Below are 24,863 nucleotides of genomic sequence, written 5' to 3' on the forward strand. Positions count from 1 at the left end.
ATGAAAAAAATAAACTGCACAAAAAACGTTTTAGAAGCATGGTACGGCAATCATCTTGTTTTAATTTTGGAAAGCTTAATTGTAGGTCTTTTAACGGGTATTGTAATTACCGCATTTAGAAAATCGATAGACATTGTTTCTTTATTAAGAGAAACCATATACGGCTCAATAAATTATAAAAATATTTTTACCGTTTTAATTCCTATAACGGCCGTTATTATTTTAGGTTTATTTATGGGATTCCTTATAAAAAAAATATCCTATGATAAAAGGGAGCGGAGTTTCTCAAATAAAGGGGAACTTTATGAAAAAACTTGTTTTATCCGTTTGGCCTGAATTACCTCTCAAATTTATAGGGGGTGTTTTAAGTATAAGTACGGGGCTTTCCGTAGGAAGGGAGGGGCCTTCGGTTCAAATAGGCGCATACGTGGGAAGCGCTTTTGAAAAACTCGGAAAGCGTTCGCATATTGAAAAAGTATGTCTTATAACCGGAGGAGCGGCGGCAGGACTTGCCGCAACTTTCGGAGCGCCGTTTGCAGGAGTTGTTTTTGCAATGGAAGACTTACATCAATATTTAAGCCCCCTTCTTTTAACTTGCGTAATGATAGGCTCGGCTGCGGGAGACTTTGTATCTTCGGTGTTTTTTAAACAGGGAGCGATTTTTGACTTTGAAGGAATAAAATTATTTCCGCTTAAATATTCGGGCTATCTTATATTGTTGGGAATACTTACTGCAATTATAGGAGATATTTTTAAAAAAGCGATTTATACTTCGCAAAAAATTTACGGCAAGCTGAATATTCCGCAGACTTTGCGCCCGTTAATTCCTTTTTTGCTTTCCGTTCCTGTATGTATTTTTTTGCCTCTTTCCGCAAGCGGAGGAGATAATTTAATTGAAGCTGTTGTTGAAGAAAATTTTCAAATAAAATTCATTTTAATTCTTCTTGTCGTAAAAATAATTTTTACGGGTATTTCTGCCGGTTCAGGTGCGATAGGAGGGATATTCGTTCCGCTTTTATCTTGCGGAGCATTAACGGGAATTCTCTTTTCAAAATTTTTAACGGGAGTTAATTTAATTGAACAGGAATATGCCGTTAATTTAATGATATTTTCAATGGCCGCTTTTTTTACAACGGTAATAAAAGCTCCGTTAACGGCAATCGTTTTACTGACCGAAACAAGCGGCCGTTTTTTTCATTTAGGCGGAATACTTTTAACCGTACTTTCAGCGTACATAACTGCAAACCTTATACGCTCTCCTGCAAATGATGAAGTTTTATTAAAGCAATTGCTTGCGGATAAAACCGAAAAAGAAAGCCGGAGGAAAACAGCATGTGAGGAAGGTAAACAAATGTTTGAAGTTTTTGTTTCGCATGAATCGCAGTTGGACGGAAAACTGATAAGTCAGGTGAAGTGGCCTGCGAATTGTTTAATTGTAAGTTTGGTTCACGGAGAAGATGAGTTTATTCCTGACGGAAATACAAAAATTTCTGCAGGCGACAGATTGATTGTACTTACCGATTCCGAAAAAATTCATGAATATGTTACATTACTTGGGGAAATGGGCGGTTTGAATTAAACTGCCTAAAAAAATGAATTTTAAAATATAAGAGTTTAACTTAAAAGAAGAAATCCGTTCGGTTTAACTGTTGTGAAAAACTTTTAAAGTACTAAATTGTAAACCCTGTAGTTTTTGATTTAAGCCCGTGATATTTACACGGGCTTAAAAAAGAAATTTCAGTTTTTTATCTTAGGCTTGTTTACCGTATCGTAATCTCCCATCGGAGGTTTTGTAATATCCTTCCAATATGTGGTGCTGTCATCGTAACTTATGCGGCTATCTCCTTTTATTGCCTGACCTGAGGGTTTATCCGTTACGGTAATGTTTTCGGTATAGGGCAACCCCGGCCTTGAATTTGAATTTCCGCCTCGGAGATAGGCTTCTTTTACGTCGACGGTTCCCTTACCCGTAACGGCATTACCTCCCTCTCCGGAAAAGCCGCCCTGACCCGCAACGGCTATCAGCTTACCTTCGCCCTGTATTGTACCGTTATCTAAAATAAGCGAGTTTCCGCCGTTAGTAGTCGTTATATTACGGCCTCCGCCGAATAAGCCCAGCTCGGCGTTTTCTCGAATTGTAACACTGCCGTTTGTAACGCTCATCGCAGGTTGTCCCGGATATTCTTTTCCGGTTTTAGGAGAATTTCCGGTAGGAGATTCATCGCCTCTTACATATACCTTTCCGATAATATCCGCATTTCCCGTTACCGCTATAACTGGCTCTTCGTTTCTTCTTGCAACATTTCCGTTTGCCAAATTATTTGTGTTTGAATAAATTAAAGAGTTGTCTACTTTTGCTCCGTTTTTTAATATTAACTGCCCGTTTATTTGCGCTCCGGTAGTGTATTTGTTGCCGTAATTATCGTAATTCATTTGGAAAGTTCCGCCGTCTTCCACTGTAATTGTTCCGTGTATGGAAGAGTCCTGTAAGTTAAGTTTGGCTCCGTTTTTTACGACGATATTTACGCTGCTTAAAACAATCATATTTATAAGTTTTAAATCACTTCCGCTTTCAATTATTAAAGTTTGTGTAGTTTGAGCGTCATTTGCAACGGCATATCCTAAAGAGCCGTACGTTCCGCTTGTATGAGAACCGAACCAGCGTTTTAAGTTTCCGGGTACGGTAATGCTTTCACCGTTTCCTCCGAACTTGATAATGTTCCACGGTTCCATATCCCAAGCCTCACCCGAAACCTTCGTTAAAATTTCTTCAAGGGTTGTTTTGCTCGTATCATAAATATTAAACGGTAAGGTATTGGAAACGGCAGTTCTTCCCGACTCGTCATGCAGCTCTACACTGATATTGAAATTTCCCGCCCGTTCCGGAATACCCGACAAAATCAGTGTGCTGTCCAACCTGATAAACACACCTTCCATTCCGCTGTCGGAAGGTTCGATTTTTACGGTGCTCCGTTTAAAGGAAAGTCTTGAAGTATTTATAGGGTGCCAATCGCTTTCTTCGGGATTTTCTTTTTCCGTAATTTGGACTTTAACATTGCTGTTTTTATTAAAAGAAATTGCCCCCGAAGCTCCCGCTACGGCATCGTACTTTTTTTGTCCCAGTATTGCGGATTCAAAAGAGCCCTTTAATCTTACCTTAAGCTGTCCGCGTTTATGGGAAGCGGGTTTCTTTATCTTGGATTTCTTTTTCTTATTATTTTGCTTTCCTTCTTCAACGGGATTGATTTCTTTTAGAGTCGATTTTTTTGTATTATTATCCGCATTCGGAAGTTCGTCAGTTTTTAAATTCGCATTTTGGCAGGCTGAACAAAGGAAAACCGTTATTATTGCCGCCAAAGAGATTGCTCTTATTTTTTTCATTAAAATTTCCTTAAAACCTTTATTTTTTTATTTTTTCAAATTTATATGTTGTACCTTTTCCCGTTCTTTCTTCTCTATATTTAAAAGTTCCCATGTCTTTTCCGTCTTTACTTTTAAAACCTACTTCAACGCCATCTCTCTGTCTTCTTATACGTATATTATCCTTATCTATAAAAAAGTCCGAATCCTCAACTATAAGTAATGGTAGGCTAACCTTTTTACCGTCTTTACCGTCAAAGGTCAGCATGTCGATTTCGGGGAATGTTTCAGGCGGGGTGAATGTTAATTTCAGTTCTGTACGGTCGGATTCAGCCGTTATACTTGTAATTGTATTAAGCGTATCCGTATCCGGTAAATCCTGTTCTTTATCATCTTGTTCTTCGTCCGGAGCAGCAGGGGGGGGGGGGCGGAAGAATCGGAATCCTGTTGTTTTTCTGCGGCATTTGAAGGCCTCTGATAAAATTTATCCGCGGCGTTTCGGTTTTTACATCCTGAGCAAAAAAGCAATACCGCAAATACCGTAAAAATATTAAATATTATTTTTTTCATAATAATACCTCCATGAAAATTGTTAGTAAGGGATAAACCTATCAGATATAATAAAAATTGTCAATATAGATTGACAAAATTTTTATAAAAATTTTAAAATATTTTAAGATACGTACATTTTTACTTTTTATAAAACCGTTTAAGATAACTTTCGTTATAATTTTCCGCCTCTTGACTTTTCCTTATCATACCGCTAATATTAACTTCTAAAACAATGGAGAATCACATGTATAAACCCGATATAATTAAAGCTTTAACCTTACTCTTGTTACACAAAACTTACGGAAATCTAAAATGAATTGGCAAAAGAAAGAAATAGGGCGTGAGCTTGTAAACGGAATTATAAAAAAATATGCTTGCGATTCTTTAACGGCTGCAATTTTAGTAAGGCGCGGCATCATTGAGGGAAAGGATATTTTATTTTATCTTGAAGATGATATGCGTTATTTATACAGTCCCTTTCTTTTTAAAAAATATGGAAGATGCCGTAGATAGAATCTTGGACGCAAAAGAAGAAGGCGAAAAAGTTTTGATTTTCGGCGACCGTGATGTGGACGGGATAACCAGTACAACTCTTTTATACGAAGCCTTAAAAGAATGGGGAATGGAAGTTTCTTGGCAAATTCCTACCGGAGATGAAAGCTACGGCCTTTCCGTCGAAGCCGTGGAAAAACACGCTGCAAATGACGGAACCCTTATAATTACGGTAGACTGCGGTATTTCCAATTTTAAAGAAATTGAAGCCGCCAATAAACTGGGGGTTGACGTAATAGTGGTAGACCATCACCAGCCGCAGGAAAAACTTCCCGAAGCTGCGGTTATAATAAATGCGCGGGTGGAAGGTTCGGGATATCCTCACGGTAATCTTTCAGGCTGTGCGACTGCGTGGAAACTTATTACAGCCGTCCGTTTCGGAATGCAGCCCTTTTATAAACAGCAAATTTGTTTTTTAAATGTAGTTCCCGTAAACGAGGCTTATACAATTGAGTGTATAAAACTTGTAAATACGGTTCAAACCGATAAAATAACCGAAACGGTAATTCCCGGAATGCTTTCGTTTTCCGAAACGCGTCTCGGCTCTTTTTTATCCGGACAGCAAATTTTCGTTTGGGACGCACCCTTACAAAAAAATCAACTGAAAAAAATATTCGGAAACGGAATAGAATTTAATTTTTTCGATTTCCGTACGGAAGCGGCAAAACAATTCCCTCAAACGGCGGAGCTAAGTCTTTTACGCTTAAAAGAATTTTCTACAATAGGAAAATATTCCGATGAGCCTCAGACCGAAATGGACGCTTTTATAAATATTTTTATTACCGTTCTTCAACATAAAAATAATTTTTACGGAAGCCGCTCTTCTTCCGAAATTCAGCTTGTAGCGCTTTCTACCCTTGCAGACCTTATGGAATTGACGGGTGAAAACAGAATTATCGTAAGACAGGGCTTAAAGGAAATGAATAAGGCTCCTCGTTTCGGCCTTTCGGATTTGTTTGCAAGCCAAAAACTCTTAGGGGCTCCCATAGGTACAGAGGGCATAGCGTGGAATATTTCGCCCTTAGTAAATGCAACTGGAAGAATGGGACGCCCGGAAACGGCAATTGAACTTTTTCTTGCACAAACGCCTCAAGAGCGTACGCAAAAAATTCAGGATATTTTAAAGATGAACGAAGAGCGTAAAAATCTTGTTGCCTCCGCTTGGGAGCAGGCTCTTCCTATTGCCCGCGAAAGTTTAAAAGACTATAACGAGAAACTTGCAGTAGCCGTAAGCGATAAATTTTACCGCGGTATAACAGGTATTCTTTCCGGAAAATTGGCCGAGTATTTTAACGTGCCTGCGATTGCAATGTGTTTAATGCCTGACGGAAGTGCGGTCGCTTCCATGCGTTCGGCACGCGGCATTCATCTTTTGGATATCCTTGAGCCGTACAGCGAATTTTTTTTTGGATTACGGGGGACACGATTTTGCTGCAGGTTTCGGGATAGAGCAAAAAAAACTGCCTCAATTTTTGGAAGCTCTTAAAAAGTTTTCCTGTGCTATGCAGTTTGAAAATGAAGGAGAAGAAGAAAGTATAAATATTGATGCGGAGCTTCCTCATGAATATTTAACTCCGGATATTCTTAAACTTATAGATAAATTTGAGCCTTACGGTTCGGGCTTTCCGCAGCTTACATTTAGCGCAAAAAAACTGAAACTTATAAGCGCGGTTGTAATAGGTAAAACGGAACCTCTTCATTTAAGATTGACCTTAGATTGCGGAAGATATAAATGGACGGCTCTTTATTGGAAGGCGGAACCGAAACTTAATAAAGAATTTAAAACGGGAGATTATGTAGATGCCGTATTCCGTATTTCACGGAATGTTTTTAACGGAGCCGTAACTCCTCAAATTACTCTTATTGATTTAAAACAAAGCGGTTAAGACCTTTACTCGGGTATTCGGATTGTTTAATTTGCAGGCGGCGTTCTTGACTAATTTTTATCTTTAAGTCATTATTATGTATATGGAAACACGAGCTATTTTTAAAAATATTTCTCCTATTGACCATCGTTACTCAATGGGCGGTTTGTATGAAGACCTTATTCCTTTTTTATCCGAAGAGGCCGGAATCGTTTATTGTGCAAAAGCCGAAATCGCTCTTGTAAAAGCGCATCTTAAAATTGAGGAAAAAAAGGAAAACGGCTCGTTGCCTGTACTTACCCCCGAACTTGAAAAAATCCTGGATAAAATTGCCTTAGATATAAATCCTTCGGAGGTTTACGAAGAAGAGCAAAAAACTCAGCATAACATTAGAGCCCTTGTAAATGTACTGAAGAAAAAGGTTCCTAAAGAGACTGCTCCTTTTGTTCACTTGGGAGCTACAAGCGCAGATATTTTAGACACCGCCTTTTCTATGAGAATACGCGATGCGGTTATTAATGTTCTTATTCCGCTTTTAAAAAAAACCGAAATTCTTCTTTGCGGTATTGCGGAGCGGGAAGCTGAAACCCCGCAAGTGGGAAGAACACACGGACAACATGCCGTACCCATCACCTTCGGTTATGCGGTTTCGGAATATGTAGCTCGTTTGGGAAAATCAATTTTAAAAATTGAAGAACTTGTAAAGGACTTGCGCGGTAAGTTTGCAGGTGCGACCGGTTCATATAACGCGGCGTCCTTAATAGTAAAAGACCCTCTTTCTTTTGAAAAAAAATATTTGGAATATCTTAACTTATTGCCTTCCGAATATTCTCACCAATTGGTAGAGCCTGAATATATGCTTCGTCTTTTACTTGAAATAAATATTTCTTTCGGCATTATTGCAAACCTTGCGGACGATTTACGCAATTTGCAGCGTACAGAAATAGGAGAAGTGTTTGAATATTTCGGGGAGGCTCAGGTCGGTTCTTCTACAATGCCTCAAAAAAGAAACCCGTGGAATTCGGAGCATGTAAAAAGTTTATGGAAAACATTTTCACCGCGTATAATCAGTTTTTATATGGACCAAATTTCGGAGCATCAGCGGGACCTTTCAAATTCGGCAAGCCAAAGATTTATTGCCGATTATCTTACGGGATTCGGTTTGGCCTTTACAAGAATGAATTCGATTTTATCGGGCTTGCAAGCCGACCGCTCCAATATGCTTAAAAACCTTACAGAAGGCGGCGGCAAGGTAAGGGGTGGCGTTCTTGCGGAGCCGGCTTATATTCTTTTGGCTCAATGCGGGGTTTCGGACGCTCATGAAATTATCCGTAAAATTACTCTTTCGGCGGAAACAAAAAAAATACCGTTTTACGAAGCTGTGAAAGAAAATACCGAAGTTTTTAAAATGATTACCGAAAAACTTCGTGAATTGAAATTCGATAAGCCCGAAGAATTCTTTGCAAAACCGGAACGGTACTGCGGACTTGCGGATAAAAAAGCCAAACTGCTTGCCGAAAAATATAAAAATTTAATGTAATTGTATTAAATACATTACGAATTTAAAAGATTTTAAACAGGCTTAAACATTAAGGAGCAAAAGTGCCTAAAATCAGTGCAAAAACAATTGAAGCCGTAACTGAAAACACCGATATCGTTTCTCTTGTGGAAAATTATACCCGTCTTGAAAGACGAGGTTCCAATTGGTGGGGCTGTTGTCCTTTTCATAATGAAAAAACACCGTCATTTAACGTTGTTCCGGATAAAAAAATGTATTATTGCTTCGGCTGTCATAAGGGCGGCGGGCTTATTAATTTTTTAATGGAAATGGAAAATATCGGGTTTACCGAAGCTGTGGAGCGTCTTGCAAAGCAGGCGGGGATAGAAGTAATTTATGAAGGCGGCCCTTATGTACCGAATAAAGAAGATAAAACAAAAGAAGAAATTCTTAATCTTTACGAAAAAGTTACAGGCAGCTTTCACTATCTTTTAAAGGAAAGTCCTTTAGGAGAGGCTGCCCGTGTATATTTAAAATCGAGAAACGTTTCGAAGGAGATAATCGAAAGATTTAAGCTCGGCTATGCCCCGAAAGACAGAAACTGGCTTTATAAGTTTTTACGCTCGAAAAACTATTCTCCTGAATTTTTGGAGAAAACGGGCCTTTTTTCAAAAAACTATAAACAATTTTCTTTTTTTTCCGATAGAATTATATTTCCCATATGCGACAGGCACGGAAAAACGATTGCTTTCGGAGGCCGTATCTTACAAGGGGAGGGTGCCAAATACTTAAATTCCTCCGATATGCCCCAATATAAAAAGGGCGAAACCGTTTATGCCTTTCATGAAGCCCTGCCTGAAATCCGAAAAACAAAATCCGTAATTTTGTGTGAAGGCTATATGGATACACTGGCTTTTTTTCAAGCGGGAATTTGTAATGCTGTCGCACCCTTAGGTACGGCTCTTACCGGAGAACAGGTAAAGCTTTTAAAATCTTTTGCGGAAACTTTTTATCTTTCCTTCGACTCCGATTTTGCAGGGCAAACCGCTTCTTTTAAAGCCATTCAGTTATGCCGCAGTATGGGTGTTAATGTTCGTATTTTAAAAATGAACGAGGAAAAGGACCCCGCAGAAATTTTGCAAAAAAAAGGAAGTGAAGGCTTGAAAATTCTTTTGGATTGTGCTATATTAGACGATGATTATCTTATACAAATTGCGTCCATGAGATTTGATATAAGCAGTCCTGAAGGCAAGGCGAGGGCTGTAGCCTTTTTGTTTCCGTATATCGAGGTTTTGGAATCCGATATTCAAAGGGAATCAGCAATAGCGAAATTTTCACAGGCTTTCGGAGTAAGTCAGCAATCGATTTTCGGTGATTATGCAACATGCAAAGAAAGTGCCGTAAAATCCGCCAAGCGGCAATTAACTGATACTGCGAACGTTATGCCTGTCAGTATTAAAAAGAATGCGGAATTAAGATTAACGTTAGCCGTCGCGGCTAATCCGGTCTTGTTTCCTAAAATGCGTTCCGAGCTTGTTCCCGATGACTTTGAAGATTTATATGCCAGAGATTTGTTCATTGTTTTAGAAGAATGTTATAGAGAAGATGCTTGTTCTTATGAAAATTTAATGACTAAATTCCGTAATGAAAATTTGCGTGAGATTGTTTCGGAGGCAATCTTAAACGGTGAATTTGAAAACAATGCGGATAAAATAGTAAATGACGGCATAAATTTTATAAAACAAAACATTTTACAAAAACAACGGGACAATATTATAGGCAGACTTAGATTATTACATGGAGAAAATGATGTCGATACCGTAAAATTAACCTATGAGTTAATGGAAGAAAAGAAAAATATCGACATTCAATTAAAAAATTTAAAGGGAAAGGTATATGACTGATCTCGAAAAAAATCCTGCGATTATTAAGCTTTTGGAATATGCCAAAAGAAAACGCATAATAGGGTTGGACGATTTAAGCGATTTATTGCCCGAAGATTTAACATCGCCTGAAATCATTCCGGATATTTTAGATATACTTGAAGCGGCGGGAATTCAGGTTAAAGCAGATGAAATTGAAGAGAGTATTAAAGACGATGATGATGATACCGAGCCTGCGGCGGATTATGAAACCGATGACGATGATGAATTGGTAGATGATGAGTATGATGAAGCGGAAGAGCATGAATACTTATCCGATTCCGAACCTCAGTTTGAAGAAGTAAAAGAACCTGAAAAAGAAGATACCTCAAAAAAACTTGTAAAAACTTCCCGTGAAGCCGGAGTTGACGACCCTATAAAACTGTACCTTCAGGAAATAGGTAAGGAGATTCTTTTAACCGCTGAAGAAGAAGTCGTTCTTTCTAAAAGTATGGAAGACGGGGAAACCATTATAAAAAAAGTTATCAAAAATTCAGGTATTTTAATTCCCGAATTTTTCGGAATAGGGCAAAAGGCTTTTGCAAAACTTGACCCTGCGGAATCGAATAAACCGCGTAAAGAGCTGAGCGAAGAAATGGCTGAAAAAAAACGGCTTCGTCAAGTTTACGGGGATAGCTTAAGGCATATTTATCCTGAGATTAAGCAATATATTTCGTTAAAAAAACACTATTACGATAGGGAAACTCTTGAAAGTTTTTTTGAAAACACCGACTTGCAGGCGTCGCGAAAAAAGATTTTTAACAGTTTAAAGCGTATTTCAATAGAATCGGAAGAAATCGAAAAAATTTCCGACAGGTTTTTACAGGCTACCGAAAAGGTTCAGGATTATCAAACTAAAAAAGAACGCCGTGAAAAACAGCTGGGAATAAAAAACTATTCCGACTTGCGTAAACTTGGGAAAAGACTTGCCGTTCCGCGAGAACGGGAAAAACTCGAAAAAGAGCTTTCAATGTCAGTAAACGAAGTAAAGGATATTTACAGCCAAATTCAAATTTTAGCCAGAAAAATCCGCAGGATAGAATATGATTTTGAAGCTCCTGTAGATGATGTTATCGAAATGACTTCGGAGATTCGTAAAGGGCAGACCATGCTTAAAAATGCAAAAGATAAACTTATAAATGCCAACTTAAGGCTTGTAGTTTCAATTGCAAAAAAGTATATAAACAGGGGTTTGCAGTTTTTCGACCTTGTACAGGAAGGAAACATCGGGCTTATAAAGGCCGTAGAAAAATTTGAATATAGAAAAGGTTATAAATTTTCAACTTATGCGACATGGTGGATACGCCAAGCTATTACGCGCTCCATTTCTGACCAGGCAAGGACAATCCGTGTTCCCGTTCACATGATAGAACAAATAAACAAGGTAAACAGGGAATCAAGGCAGCTTATGCAAAAACTCGGCAGAGAGCCTAATGACGATGAAATAGCTATGCAGCTGGGCTGGTCCGTTGAAAAGGTTAAGCAGGTTAAAAATGTTGCCCGCGAGCCTATTTCTCTTGAAACGCCTATAGGAGAAGAAGAGGATACTCTTTTGGGAGACCTCATAGAAGACAAGGGTGTGGAAAATCCGTCCAACAGAACGGAGCTTACCTTGCTGCAAGAACAGCTGGGCAGCGTTCTTGCAAGTTTGCCGGATAGAGAGCAGGAAGTATTAAAAATGCGTTTCGGCATAGACGGCGGGTATCCGCTTACCCTTGAAGAAGTCGGTTTGTATTTTGACGTAACGCGCGAGCGTATCCGCCAAATTGAAGCAAAGGGGTTAAGGCGTTTACGCCATCCGAAACGAAGCAGAAAATTAAAAGATTATCTGGATAATTAAAGGGGTTTAAATATGGATAATGATGTATTCGAAAAATTAAGGGCTTTGCAGGATATTCTCGCAAAAAAGAATGAACTTGAAGCGGAAATTAAAGACGCTCCCAAATCTTTGGTTACGCGGGAAGAACTTTTGGAAAGGTTGAAGTCGTGTTATATCGATAAGAACAGCGAATATGAAGAGCTGCGTAAGGCTATTGCCGTTTTAAAAGCGGACCTTTTTGAAGCTGAAGATAAGCGTGAAAAGTCCGAAAAAGCAATGGATAATATAGAAACTCAACGCGAATATGAAGTCCTTCAAAAAGAAATCGATGATGCTACGGCCAAGGCTGAGGGAGTGCGCAAAGAACTTCAACGGCTTGAACATAATTTTAGAATTTTGGATACTTCAATTAAACAGGAAGAGGCCTTAATTGCACAAAATGAAGCGGAACTTAAGGAAAGCCGGCAAAAACTGGATTCGGAAGTTGCGGAAAAAAATGCAAAACTTGAGGCTCTTAAAAAAGAAGAAGAAAAACTTTCTCCGTGTTTGAGCGATGAAACCATGTTTAAATTCGATAGAATTATTAAAAATAAACACGGCGTAGGAATTGTTCCTGTAAAAGGAACGGTCTGTATGGGCTGTCATATGATTTTACCTGCACAGTTCGTAAATGAGGTTAGGGCGGATAATGAAATTAAATTTTGCCCTTATTGCAGCAGAATTCTTTTTTATGAAGATTCCGACGGTTCTACCGAACAGGACGCTTTTTTTGACGATTCCGATATGGGCGGTTTGGCAGACCTTGAGGACTTGTCGGGAAGTGAAATCCTTTCGGGTTTTGAAAACGATAGTGAATAATTTTAGGGATTAACGGAATCGCTGTATTTTACAGAGGAAAGTCCGGACTCCGTCGGACACGATGCCGGCTAACGGCCGGGAAACGGGAAAGACCTTAATAGGTTTTTCCCGTTTACGGATAGTGCAACAGAAAATATACCGCCTTACAAACTCCGTTTGTAAGGTAAGGGTGAAAAGGCGGGGTAAGAGCCCGCCGCGCAAGATAGGTAACTATTGCGGCAGTGTAAACCCCATCGGGAGCAAGGTTAAGCAGTAAAGAATGTCCGATTCTTAATTTACGGGTTAACCGCACTGAATTTCCGCCGCAAGACGGAAATAAGAAAGATGATTCCGCCGTTTTTACGGAACAGAATCCGGCTTATTAATCCCTTTTTTTAGGAAAGTGAATAAAAATGAAGTTTAAACGTAATGCGCAAAATATGGGGTTCTCAAGAGAAAAAAAAGGTTTTAAGTCTTTTTTTATTATAACAGGAATACTCCTATGTGTAAGTTTAAGCTCATTTTTATTTTTTAAATATAAAAAAAACTTTATAAACACTCCTTCAATGAATTCCGTTTATGCCGATTGGAAAAACAAAGACTATGAGAAGGTGTACAAAAAAACGGAAGCCGTTTTAAAAAAACGTCCGCTTGACGGAGAAGCATTGGCAATGCACGGGTTTGCCTCATATTATCTTTTTGCCGAGCAAAACGACTTTTCCGTAAGTTATCCGTACTTAAATGAAGCTATTTTATCTTTACGTCAGGCTATGTACAGGGTTAAATCTTCGGAAAAACCGAAAATTTCTTATATGCTGGGAAAAGCTTATTATCAAAAAGGCTATTATTATGCCGATTTGGCAATTAAGTATTTGGATTATGCTTACGCTTCGGATTTTACTTTTAAAGATTTGGCCGAATTTAGAGGAATGGCGGCTTCTCTTTTAGGAGATACCGAAAAGGCTATTTCCGCTTTTACCGAGGCGCTGGCACAAGAACCGTCGGATTTGCTTCTTTTTGCTCTTGCGGAAAACTATATTAAAATTTACGATGAGAAAAATGCAAAACTTTATTTATTTGAAACAATAGAAAAAACAAAAGATACATTATTGGAGCTGAAATGCCGATACTTATTAGGTAGCTTATTTCTTGATGAAGGCAAAGTAAACGATGCCGAAAAAGAATTTAACATAATCCTCGAAAAAGACGGAACTTATGCCGATGCTCATTACGGGCTTGGCGTTGTTTCCGAAATTCGGGGAGATTTAATAAAAGCCCGTGCGGAATGGAGAAAGGCTATAAAACTTAATCCGTTGCATGAAAAAACTCGGGTAAAACTTAATTTAAAATAAACGGAGGGTTTATTAATGGGATTTTTTAAAAGATTTTCTGCAGATATCGGTATTGATTTGGGCACGTGTAATACCCTTATTTATATAAACGGGAAGGGTATAGTTATAAACGAGCCTTCCGTAGTTGCCGTTGAACGGGGTACGAAACGGGTTGTCGCCGTAGGTTCCGATGCAAAACGTATGCTTTGGAAAACACCGGGAGATATTATTGCAATACGGCCTTTAAAAGACGGTGTTATTGCCGACATGGATACGACCGAAAAAATGATACGTTATTTTGTTTCTAAAATTTTACCGCGTCATCGTTTTATTAAGCCGAGAATGGTTATAGGAATCCCCAGCTGTATAACCGATGTTGAAAGCCGTGCCGTACATGAAAGTGCCGTTAAGGCCGGAGCAAGCTATGTTAAGGTTGTAGAAGAATCTTTAGCGGCGGCAATAGGGGCGAAAATTCCTATTCATGAACCTGCAGGAAGTATGGTTTGCGATATAGGCGGCGGTACGACGGAAGTTTCCGTTATTTCACTTTGCGGAATGGTTGTTACAAATGCAATTCGTGTAGGAGGAGACGAATTCGATCAAGCTATTATAAAACATGTCCGCTCGGTGGACAATCTTATTATAGGCGAACAGACGGCGGAACGGGTTAAAATAAGTATCGGTAACGCTTCTCCTGAAAAAACAATAGAAAAGGTGGAAATAAAGGGAACGGACGCCATTACTGGTCTTCCGCGCCGGTTGGAAATAGATTCCGTAGAAGTTAGAGAAGCCTTAAAAGAACCGGTTACACAAATAGTGGAAGAAATAAAGAGGACTCTTGCACAAACGCCTCCTGAGCTTACAGCGGATATTGTAGAGCGCGGTATCGTTATGACGGGAGGAGGCTCTCTTTTAAAAGGATTACCTAAGCTGATTTCAAAAGAAGCCAGGGTTCCCGTTATATTGGCGGAAAATCCTATGGACTGTGTTGCAATCGGTGCCGGACTTTACTATGATGTAATAAGCGATATGGCTTTCGACAGAAACCTTTATAACAGCTTAAACGACTAGCAAATAAGTCAAAATGAAAAAAAAGCGCAGCTTTAAGTTAAATATAGAAGCCTTTGTTCTTATTGTTTTACTATCGGTTTCCTCCGTATTTTTGGCATTTTCGGGCGGTTCGTTTATTCTTAATTTTAAACAAATCGGATTTTCCGTAAGCTCCGGTACCGAAAAAGCCGTATATAATATTTCATCGTTTATAGGTGAAAGCGTTGCAGCCGTGCGCGAGCTTTGGGAATTAAAAAGTAAATATGCCGAACTTACCAAGCAGCTTGAAAAATATGAGCTTTTGGAAAGGTCAAATGCCGATATCAGGCGTGAAAATGAACAGTTGCGCTCTCTTTTAAAATTTGCGGATTCCATACGTATTACTAATATTCCCTCAGAAATTATAGGATACGACCCTAATGCTCTTTATTCAAGCATGATAATAAATAGAGGCGCAAAACACGGAATACGCAAAGATATGCCTGTAATCGCTTTTCAAAACGGAAATATGGCTTTGGTCGGAAAAATAGTTCAAGTAGGCAGAGCTTCCTCAATGATTATTCCGGTCTATGATTATAGATGTTTTGTTGCCGCAAAAACCGATTCCGCAAAACATAGGGGAATTGTAAACGGGCAGGGAAGTGCAGACTCCCCTCTTATAATGAAGTATATAAAAAAACGTGCCGCCGATGATATAAAGGTGGGAGATAAAATCGTAACTTCAGGTTTTGATGAATCCTCGTTATTTCCGAAAAATATTCCGATAGGATTTGTTTCAAAAATAAAAATTCAGGATTATGACACATTCTTGGAACTGTCGGTCGAGCCGATTATAGATTTTTCATGCTTGGAATATGTATTTGTTATAGATTCCGAAAAGAGAGAAAAGGAGTTTTAGATGAAAAAAGTGATTTTATGGACTTCATTAACGGCTTTTTTTATAAGTTTACTTCAAACTGCGGTTTTTTCTCATATTTCTTTTTTCCCGATAATGCCCGAATTTATCCTTTTACTTATTTTATATACGGGTATTTCAAACGGTTCCATGACGGGCCTTGTATGCGGTTTTATTTCAGGCCTTTTTCTTGATTTTTTATCAGCAGCTCCGATAGGGCTGCATTCTTTTATTTTTACACTTTTAGGCTTTATATCGGGAAAAATTTACGGACTTTATAATTTAAATAAAATAATTTTTACTTGTTTATTGGGAACGGCTGTTTTCTTATTTTATGCCGTTATTTTATTTGTTTTAAGGTTTTTATTCGGACAAAATATTCATATATTTAATCTTATTACTTTGGATTTTTTAATCCGTATTGCGGTAAATGCCGTTTTTGCACCGATTATGTTTTTATTATTAAATCTTTTTCCTGCGGCTTTTAAAGTTAAGGAGTACTCCGTATTATGAAAGATAATTCGGATATTTATTTTGAAAAAAGACTGCGTTTTTTTGCGGGTTTTGTTTTTTTTATTTTAGCCGTTTATTTGTACAAACTTTTTTCCATGCAAATTATTAACGGGGAGCAATTTAAAAAAAAATCGGAAAATATTTCACAAAGAAGCACCCTTATTCCTTCTCAACGCGGGGAAATATTTGACCGTAATGCAAATACTCCTCTGGTTTTAAATATAGGTTCTTTTGCAGTAGATATTACACCGGGACAGGTTCCTGCGTCCGAATTTTCTACCGTAATTACACGCCTCAGCTCCATTTTAAAAATTTCCGCTTCTCAAATTGAAAAAAAACTTCCCGTTTCCGTAAGAAAAGATTTTAGAAAAATCGAAATAAAATCCAATGTGGAGTACGAGGAAATTATTCAAATTGCGGAAACTCTTGATTCTCTTCCCGGTGTCTCATGGCGCTCGAAACCGGTACGTAATTATGTGGAAACCCGCTCTTTTTCTCATATTATAGGTTATGTAGGAGATATTACTTCCGAAGAACATACGCGCTTTTATAATAAGGGGTATACTTCAACCAGTATTATCGGTAAGGCGGGAATAGAAAAACAATATGATGAAATTTTGAGAGGCACGGACGGGGTTGAATACAGGACGGTTGATGCAAAGGGCAAGTATATAGAGAATACTACCGTTGTTTATCCTCCTAAAATGGGGCATAACTTGGTTTTAACCATAGACGGAAAAATTCAAAAATTGGCGGAAGATGCTTTAGGCCCCAGAATCGGAGCCGCCGTAGTTTTAAAGCCTTCCACGGGAGAAGTGCTTGCAATGGTTTCCTATCCTTATTTTGATCAAAATATTTTCGGAAAAGAAGATTCGGGAGCTGCCGTAAAAAAATTATTTGCCGATTCCGATAATCCTCTTTTAAATAGGGCAATCGATGCCGCTTATCCTCCCGCTTCTACGTTTAAAATTATAATGAATACGGCAATATTAAATGAAAAAGCCTTTCCTCAAGATAAAACGGTTCAGTGTTTGGGTGAAATAGAATACGGCGACAGGCTTTTCAGATGCCATATTCGAAAGCCGGGGCACGGTAAACTTGCTTTAAATGAGGCCTTGGCAAAATCCTGTGATATTTATTATTGGACGGTTTGCCGGGATTATTTGGGTGCGGATAAAATAGTGGATTATGCGGAAAGGTTCGGTTTGGGAAAATCGGCAAAAATAGATTTACCGAGTCAAGCGCAAGGCTTTGTTCCTTCTCCTAAGTGGAAAGAACGCCGTTTCCATGAAAAGTGGCTTAACGGAGATACTATGAATATGTCGATAGGGCAGGGTTTTACAAGCGCTTCTCCTTTACAGGTTGCAAATATGACTTGTATGGTTATAAACGGAGGCACTATTTATAAACCCCATCTTCTTAAAGAGGTTAGAGACCCCGCTACAGGTGAAGTAATAAGCGAGATTGAACCTGAGGTACTTTATAAAGAAAATATTCCTTCTGAAATTTTTAGGCAGGTGCGTTCGGCTATGCATCTTGTAACGGTTCAAGGAGAAGCCCGCTTTCCTATGAAAAATCCGCGCTATCGTTTTGCAGGGAAAACCGGAACTGCCGAAGTAGGTTTGCAGGACAGATGGCATTCTTGGATGACCGCTTACGGTCCTTATGATGCTCCGAAAGATGATATTATTGCGGTAACGGTTATAGTAGAAGCTAAAAACGAATGGGAATGGTGGGCGCCTTATGCTGCAAATATTATTTTACACGGGGCACTTTCAAATCAAAGTTATGAAGAAACTATAGAAGTTTTAGGCTTTAAAGATTTACCCGCCGTTAAAAGGAGGAACGAATGAATTTACGTAAAATTACAAACTTTGATTACCTGCTTTTATTGACGGTTTTATCTTTGTCGTTTATAGGAATTTTATTTATTTATTCTTCAGGTGTAAATTCGGCAGGCGTGTTGGTTTCGGAAGAATATAAAAAACAAATACTTTGGGTTTGTACCGGAATAATTTTAATTATTCTATCAAGTCTTTACGATTACAGAAAAATAAGGGATAGAACTTCTTTAATCTATATAGCGGGAATTCTTATTTTAATATATACGGTTATTTTCGGAGCTTCCAGGAATCATGCAAAAAGCTGGCTGGGCTCAAAAGAAATAGGGGTTCAGCCTTCCGAATTTATGAAAATAGTATTTATTATTTTTTTAAGCTATTATTTGGATAAGTCGAAAAATGAAAAACCGTTAAAACGTTTTATAAAAGCTATTGCTATTATGTTTGCGCCTATGCTTCTTATTTTGGCACAGCCCGATTTAGGGACTGCAAGCGTTTATATCCCCATATTTTTGGTTATGTGTTTTATTGCCGGTATTCCTTTAAGGTTTTTAACTTATTTTTTCTGTTTCGGCATACTTACCATTATTTTTACGCTGATGCCTCTGTGGGAAGAAGTTATTTTAAAACAGCCGTTAGTTATGTCCAAGATATTAAAGAATTCTCAAATTTCGCTTATCATATTTTTTTCACTCGGGGCTTGCGTAATTATAGCTATGATAGGAAACGTTGTTTTAAGACGCAGATATTATTATTGGATTGCCTATATTTTTTCCATTGTTACATTTTCTTTTGCCGGGTCTATTTTAGGAATGCGAGCCTTAAAACCTTATCAAATGATGCGCTTAATTATTTTTTTAAATCCGGAAGTGGACCCTTATGACAGCGGCTGGAATATAATTCAATCGATTACGGCAATAGGCTCGGGAGGTTTATCAGGCAGAGGTTTTTTAATGGGGCCTCAAAGTCATTACAGATATTTGCCCGTACAAAGTACCGATTTTATTTTCAGTATTCTTTCTGAAGAATGGGGTTTTTTCGGCGGAGTTTTAGTATTTGCTCTTTACGGTATTCTTTTTTTAAGGCTTTTTATTTCAATTAAACGGTGCGAAGATTTTTTCGGTAAACTTATTATTTCAGGTATTTTAACTATGTTCTTTTTTCATTTTATGGTTAATGTAGGAATGGTAATGGGAATTATGCCTATTACGGGAATCCCCCTGCTTTTTTTATCTTACGGAGGTTCTTCTTTATGGACTGCCATGATTGCAGCGGGAATTGTTGCCGGAATCAATTTAAGACAATTATAAAGTATAAAAAGATAAAAGCTCTTATCTTATTGTATAAAAAAACCAAAAGATGTATAATTACTTTGATATCAATAGGAGAAGTTGATGAATAAAAAATTCTTTTTTGTTTTATGCCTGTTTGCATTCTGTTCTACCGGTCTTCTTTTTGCCGCAGGCGAGGTAACCACGGACGCTCAAGCAAAAGTAGCTTCAATCCGCTATATTTCCGCCGCTCTGGCAGTAGGAATAGCCTGTATAGCCGGAGGTATGGCGGTAGGGAAAATAGGAGCTGCTGCGATGGGTGCTTTAAGCGAAAACCCAGAAGTTTCCGGTAAGGCAATTCCCTTTGTAGGGCTTGCTGAAGGTATTTGTCTTTGGGGCTTTATAGTTGCTTTTTTTAATTATATTTTTTATAGGCAATTTAAGTGTCGTATTGCATTATAGGCGAGCGCGAATTAGTGGTAGGCTTTTCTTTAGTAGGTGTAGAAGGGTTTACCGCTAATTCGCGGGAAGAAGCCTTACTCGCCTTTAATAAGGTTACGGGAAAAGGTAATTCGCTTGCAGGAAATGTTCCCGATGAAGGTTGTAAACCTAAAATTTTAATTATAACGGAACAGGTGTCCGAATTTTTAAGCGAGGAACTTAAAGAATGGCAGCTAAAAGGCGATTACCCTCTGGTTGTAGAAATTCCATGCTTACAGGGAAAAATGGAAGGTAAAAAAACTCTCACGGATTCTATTAGAGAAGCCGTAGGTATTCACGTTTAAATGAACAGCTAGGAGTACTTATGGAAGAACTTCGTTCAACTGAAATTCTTGATAAAGAAATAAAAGAAGATGCCCGTAAAAAAGCGGAGCGTATTTTAAAAAATGCCGATGCTGAAGCTCAAAATATTTTAAATGCCGTGCCTTTACGGATTAAAAATATAAAAAAAGAAAAAGCCTCTTTTTATGCTAAAAAAGCGGAGCTTTATAAAATCGATGCCGAAGCCGCAGTGCCGCTTGAAAAACTGCGTAAAAAAATTTCATATATTGATACGGAAATTCAAAAAGCTTTGGAAAATTATTTTGAAAAAATAGGCGAAGAGGCAAGGCTTAAAATTATCTTATCTTTTGTAAATAATTTTAAAAAATTTTATCAAAGATTTTCCCGTAAAAGTAAAATTTTCAAATTATTCAAAAGAAAAAATACAAAATTTAATCGAAGAAAATTTTAAAGATTTTAAAGTTAAAGAATATCAAGAGCTTTCTCCGGCAGAAGCGGAGTTAACCGGTCTTAAAGACGGAATTTTTATAGAAGATTGTAATAACACCTTTGTTTGCAAGGCTTCAATCGATGAGGCAAAAAGCCGTTTGTTAAACGAAAAACGGGCGGAATTAAAAGAAGCCTTATTCGGAGGTGAACGAATTGAGCGATAAAATTACGGGGAATATTACACGTATTTCAGGGCCTATTGTTTATGCTGAAGGGCTTTCTTTATGCGGATTATACGATGTTGTTGAAGTGGGTGAAAAAGCCGTTACGGGAGAAATTATAAGACTGAATAACGGAAAAGCCGTTATTCAAGTATATGAAGACGATACGGGAATGAAAATAGGGGAAAAAGCCGTTTGTCATAAAAGACCTCTTTCCGTCAGATTGGGACCGGGTCTTATAGGTACGATTTATGACGGAATTCAGCGTCCCCTTAAAACCTTGTACGAAAAAACCGGCAGCTTTTTAAAACCCGGTGCAAAAACATCTCCTATCGATGAAGAAAAAAGATGGCATTTTATGCCTGTAAAATTCGAAGACGGTTCTTTTGTAAAAAGCGGAGCCGCCATTGCACCCGGAAAGGTTATAGGAACCGTACGGGAAACTCCTTCCGTTGAGCATAAGATAATGATTCCACCTTTTATAAGAGGCAGGGTGTTACAGGAGTTTAACGGCGAAGGAGATTATACCGTAAACGAGGTAATTGCGAAAACGGAGCTTGATGAGCCTATTTATCTTTCGCATTATTGGCCTGTACGTAAAGCCCGTCCCTATTCTCAAAAGCTTACCGTTTCTGAGCCTCTTATTACAGGGCAAAGAGTTATAGATGTTTTTTTTCCCCTTTCTAAAGGAGGAACCGCTGCAATACCCGGAGGATTCGGCACGGGAAAAACAATGACACAGCATGCGGTTGCAAAGTGGTGCGATGCCGATATTATCGTTTACATAGGCTGCGGAGAGCGCGGAAACGAAATGACCGATGTTCTTACCGAATTCCCGCAGTTAATAGACCCCAGAACAAACCGCTCTCTTATGGAAAGAACAATTCTTATAGCAAATACTTCGAATATGCCGGTTGCGGCCAGAGAAGTTTCTCTTTATTCCGGTATTACTCTTGCGGAATATTATCGGGATATGGGAATGGACGTTGCAATAATGGCGGATTCCACCAGCCGCTGGGCGGAAGCATTACGCGAGCTTTCAGGGCGTATGGAAGAAATGCCCGCCGAAGAAGGTTTCCCTGCGTATTTACCGACAAGGCTTGCAGAATTTTACGAAAGGGCGGGGCGGATTCAAACCTTAAACAAGGGGCACGGTTCCGTTTCGGTTATAGGAGCCGTTTCTCCTCCCGGAGGGGACTTTTCGGAACCGGTAACCCAGCATACAAAACGTTTTATAAGATGTTTTTGGGCTTTGGATAGGGAGTTGGCAAATGCAAGACATTATCCCGCTATAGGTTGGATAGAATCTTATTCGGAATATGCCGAAGAAATTAGAGGCTGGTGGGACAAACTGGACCCCAGATGGAGCGGTATACGTGAAGAAGCTTTAGCTCTTTTAAAACATGAACAGCGTCTTGAACAAATTGTTCGCCTTATAGGTCCCGATGCCTTACCCGATACGGAACGCATTGTTTTGGTAACCGCCGAAATGATAAAAAACGGCTTTTTACAACAAAATGCCTTTGATAAAATCGATATGTTTTCCGTTCCGGAAAAGCAGCTTATAATCTTAGTTACTATGATGGAATTTTATAAACGTGCAGTCCGGGTAATAAAAAAAGGCTGCCCCTTAGTAAAGATTACGGCTTTACCGTGCCGTGAGGAAATAATACGTATAAAAACTACATTTGAAAATACGGATATAAAAGGAATTTTATCCGTTTCGGATAAAATGAATAAGCAATTCGACGATTTGGACAGAAATTATAGAACTGTAGATTAAAAAAACGCCGCCTCTATAAAAAGAGGTCGGCGTTTTAAGGCTTACGTATAAGGCGTTATCCCATAATTATACTTTAAATTTTCTTACTTCTTTGGCTAAGTTTTCAATACTGTTTTTATTTCTTTGTGTTATTTCGTTTACTTCCTGTATTGCGTTGCTTATTTGTATTGCTCCTGCCGCCATTTCGTTCATACTGTCGGTAATAATACGGGTTAATCCGTCCAGCTTTTGCATTTCTCCAGCAACATTTTCTCCTCCGTGCAGCATTTCCGTAGAACCGTCGCTTACTTGCGATGTAACGGCATTTATGTCCTTAATTGCAATTAATACTTCACGGCTGCCGTTTTCCTGTTCTTGCATAGCTTCCATCAGACGGTTACTCATCGTTTTTACCTGGTCGGATAAACCGAAAATTACATTGAATTTTTCTTCCGCCGTTTTTGCGGAAGCTGAAAGTCCGTCTATTTCTCCCGAAAGCGATTTTAAAGTTGCCGTTATGGTTTTTCCTTGGGCGCTTGATTCTTCGGCAAGTTTACGTATTTCGTCCGCTACAACGGCAAAGCCCTTACCCGCATCTCCTGCATGAGCGGCTTCTATAGCTGCATTCATTGCTAAAAGATTGGTTTGGCTTGCAATATGCTGAATAACGCTTGAAGCTTCCAAAAGGCTGCCTGATTCTTCGGCTATTTTTTGTGTAACGCTATTTGAAGCCGCAACGGTTTCTTTTCCGTCTGCGGTAGCGGAAGCAAGAGTTTTTATTACATCATCGGTTTTTTCCAAGGTTTCCGTAATTGAAGCGATGTTTGCAACCATTTCTTCCACCGCTGAAGAAGATTCCGCTACGCTTGCAGATTGTTGTTCTATACTGGTGTTAAGAGATTTTATTGTGCGTATAATTTCTTCTACCGTGGCTGCGGTTTCAGTAACGCTTGCCGCCTGTGTCAGAGCTTGCTGTTTTACACCTTCAATATTTGAACTTATTTGATGAATTGAGCTTGCCGTCTCCGTCATATTGCTTGCAAGCTCTTCCCCGATTGATTCCATAGCATTTGCATTTTCATCGACGGTTCTTATTGAAGAAGCTATTTTACTTATCGTCTGGTTAAAATATTCGGATAATTCCGTAACCTCGTCATTGCCGATAAGCGGTAAGCGTACCGTTAAATCACCGTCTCCCTGTGCAATATTTTTTAATGCGGATACTACTACGGAAACGGGTTTTACAATTGCGCTTGCGGTAAAAAACATAATAACCAAGGTTGAAATTAAAATTATTGCTCCTACACTGTACATATATCTTCTAAGAGATGCAATGGTTCCCATAAATTCATCTAACGGAGCATTTAAAATTATAGTCCAGTTTGTTGTTTTTATTTTAGCATGTGATGCGATAGTTTCTATACCTCTAAATTGATAATAACCTATATCCGTTTCTTTAGAGTTTAGCGCCTTACTTAAAAAGGCTGCAATGGAGGTAAGCGTTTCATTATATTGGGCCGTTTCCAATATGTTTTCCTGAGAGCTGACTCTCTCGCTATCCTTATGAGCAATCGTAGTGCCCGTCAAACCCAAAATGCCGCAATAGCCGGATTTTCCTACAACTATATCCGCAATATTTTCGGAAAGCCATGAGCCTTCGACATTTGCAGCCAATACAGCGATAACATTTCTGTCCTTGTCCAAAACGGGAACGGCAAATACCGCTATTATTTTACCCTTATGTATACGCGAAACGAGGGGTTCGGAAAAAAAGTCTCTGCCTTTTGAGGCCGCCTTAAACCAATCTCTGTCGCTTACGGCTATAACGCTGCCGTCACTTATATGTCTGTTTCCCTTTAAATCGGCTATGTCCAATTCCAATATTTCACTGTGAAAGGCCGACTCGGCTTTAAGAAGTTTCATTTTTTCAAGGTATGAAACGGAGGGGTCAGTGAGTACGGGTGCGCGCGCTATACCTTCCAAAAATTGAAAAAAAGAATTGATTCTTGCATCAATAAGTTCCGCAATATCGTCAGCTTTTTCGGATAACTGCGTTTCGACTTTTTCTGTAACGGCTTTTTTTGCCGTGCCGAAAGCCAGTAAACCGAGCAATAAAATTGCGGATACAACCAATAAACCGAAAATAATTAAAAGTTTTTTCCTAATTGAAAAACGTTTTTTTCTGTTTATTTTTTTTGTTTTGGAAGTGGGTTTATCCGATTCCGGTGCAGCTATAATTTTATTTTCACTTTTCATATATGACTCCTTTTTAATAACACGGATACACCAATAAAGAGGTACACTACAGAAAAATTTATCGGTTGTATTTTTTAGATTGTTATTTACGTTTTAAATCTTGTTG

At 38.6% G+C, this 24,863-nt stretch carries 17 protein-coding genes, 1 other RNA gene and 2 pseudogenes; 17 read left to right on the forward strand and 3 right to left on the reverse strand.

Going from position 1 to position 24,863, the window contains the following annotated elements; genetic code table 11:
• Positions 1–1,579: pseudogene (locus DYQ05_RS08335) on the forward strand (ClC family H(+)/Cl(-) exchange transporter).
• Positions 1,580–1,737: 158 nt separating this feature from the next.
• Here the strand turns inward: DYQ05_RS08335 and DYQ05_RS08340 are convergent.
• Both DYQ05_RS08340 and DYQ05_RS08345 read right to left on the reverse strand, forming a co-directional pair.
• On the reverse strand, positions 1,738–3,381 hold the full coding sequence (locus DYQ05_RS08340; protein WP_206183248.1) for a hypothetical protein: 1,644 nt from the start codon (positions 3,379–3,381) through the stop codon (positions 1,738–1,740).
• A gap of 19 nt (positions 3,382–3,400) precedes the next feature.
• The gene (locus DYQ05_RS08345; protein ID WP_206183249.1) at positions 3,401–3,628 is read right to left on the reverse strand and encodes a hypothetical protein; all 228 of its coding nucleotides are present in this window, start codon (positions 3,626–3,628) and stop codon (positions 3,401–3,403) included.
• Between the two features lie 596 nt (positions 3,629–4,224).
• Here DYQ05_RS08345 and recJ point away from each other — a divergent pair.
• From recJ to DYQ05_RS08425, 16 genes and pseudogenes are all read left to right on the forward strand, one after another.
• Positions 4,225–6,350: pseudogene (gene recJ / locus DYQ05_RS08350) on the forward strand (single-stranded-DNA-specific exonuclease RecJ).
• A gap of 82 nt (positions 6,351–6,432) precedes the next feature.
• Entirely contained in the window at positions 6,433–7,869 is a 1,437-nt protein-coding gene (locus DYQ05_RS08355) for a lyase family protein (RefSeq protein ID WP_206183250.1), read from the forward strand.
• A 62-nt stretch (positions 7,870–7,931) separates the two neighbouring features.
• Positions 7,932–9,731: a DNA primase gene (gene dnaG / locus DYQ05_RS08360; RefSeq protein ID WP_206183251.1), complete on the forward strand. Its 1,800-nt coding sequence runs from the start codon at positions 7,932–7,934 to the stop codon at positions 9,729–9,731.
• Positions 9,724–11,589, forward strand: a complete 1,866-nt coding sequence (gene rpoD / locus DYQ05_RS08365) for an RNA polymerase sigma factor RpoD (protein WP_024466502.1) — start codon at positions 9,724–9,726, stop codon at positions 11,587–11,589. Before dnaG ends, rpoD begins: the two co-directional genes overlap by 8 nt.
• 12 nt (positions 11,590–11,601) lie before the next feature.
• Entirely contained in the window at positions 11,602–12,426 is an 825-nt protein-coding gene (locus DYQ05_RS08370; RefSeq protein WP_206183252.1) for a zinc ribbon domain-containing protein, read from the forward strand.
• A gap of 2 nt (positions 12,427–12,428) precedes the next feature.
• An RNA gene (rnpB, locus tag DYQ05_RS08375) (RNase P RNA component class A) lies at positions 12,429–12,802 on the forward strand.
• A gap of 16 nt (positions 12,803–12,818) precedes the next feature.
• On the forward strand, positions 12,819–13,757 hold the full coding sequence (locus DYQ05_RS08380) for a tetratricopeptide repeat protein (RefSeq protein WP_024466503.1): 939 nt from the start codon (positions 12,819–12,821) through the stop codon (positions 13,755–13,757).
• A gap of 15 nt (positions 13,758–13,772) precedes the next feature.
• Positions 13,773–14,807, forward strand: a complete 1,035-nt coding sequence (locus DYQ05_RS08385) for a rod shape-determining protein (protein ID WP_020965557.1) — start codon at positions 13,773–13,775, stop codon at positions 14,805–14,807.
• Between the two features lie 13 nt (positions 14,808–14,820).
• A complete protein-coding gene (gene mreC, locus DYQ05_RS08390; protein ID WP_020965558.1) occupies positions 14,821–15,684 on the forward strand; it encodes a rod shape-determining protein MreC in 864 nt (287 codons plus the stop codon).
• Positions 15,685–16,194: a rod shape-determining protein MreD gene (gene mreD / locus DYQ05_RS08395; protein WP_020965559.1), complete on the forward strand. Its 510-nt coding sequence runs from the start codon at positions 15,685–15,687 to the stop codon at positions 16,192–16,194.
• A complete protein-coding gene (gene mrdA / locus DYQ05_RS08400) occupies positions 16,191–18,047 on the forward strand; it encodes a penicillin-binding protein 2 (protein WP_024468712.1) in 1,857 nt (618 codons plus the stop codon). Before mreD ends, mrdA begins: the two co-directional genes overlap by 4 nt.
• Positions 18,044–19,345: a rod shape-determining protein RodA gene (gene rodA, locus DYQ05_RS08405; RefSeq protein WP_024468711.1), complete on the forward strand. Its 1,302-nt coding sequence runs from the start codon at positions 18,044–18,046 to the stop codon at positions 19,343–19,345. The genes mrdA and rodA overlap by 4 nt, the downstream gene beginning before the upstream one ends.
• A gap of 84 nt (positions 19,346–19,429) precedes the next feature.
• The gene (locus DYQ05_RS08410) at positions 19,430–19,768 is read left to right on the forward strand and encodes an ATP synthase subunit C (RefSeq protein WP_206183253.1); all 339 of its coding nucleotides are present in this window, start codon (positions 19,430–19,432) and stop codon (positions 19,766–19,768) included.
• Positions 19,750–20,091 (forward strand): V-type ATP synthase subunit F, encoded by a 342-nt coding sequence (locus tag DYQ05_RS08415; RefSeq protein WP_194077528.1) that lies wholly within the window; start codon positions 19,750–19,752, stop codon positions 20,089–20,091. The genes DYQ05_RS08410 and DYQ05_RS08415 overlap by 19 nt, the downstream gene beginning before the upstream one ends.
• A 20-nt stretch (positions 20,092–20,111) precedes the next feature.
• Complete coding sequence (locus tag DYQ05_RS08420) at positions 20,112–20,540, forward strand: hypothetical protein (RefSeq protein ID WP_206183254.1); 429 nt, start codon at positions 20,112–20,114, stop codon at positions 20,538–20,540.
• 191 nt (positions 20,541–20,731) lie between these two features.
• A complete protein-coding gene (locus DYQ05_RS08425; RefSeq protein ID WP_024468709.1) occupies positions 20,732–22,522 on the forward strand; it encodes a V-type ATP synthase subunit A in 1,791 nt (596 codons plus the stop codon).
• A gap of 66 nt (positions 22,523–22,588) precedes the next feature.
• On the opposite strand, the gene DYQ05_RS08430 is transcribed toward DYQ05_RS08425, so the two are convergent.
• Positions 22,589–24,757, reverse strand: a complete 2,169-nt coding sequence (locus DYQ05_RS08430; protein ID WP_206183255.1) for a methyl-accepting chemotaxis protein — start codon at positions 24,755–24,757, stop codon at positions 22,589–22,591.
• Positions 24,758–24,863: the final 106 nt, after the last annotated feature.

The sequence above is a fragment of the Treponema pedis genome (assembly GCF_017161325.1).
Lineage (GTDB): Bacteria > Spirochaetota > Spirochaetia > Treponematales > Treponemataceae > Treponema_B > Treponema_B pedis.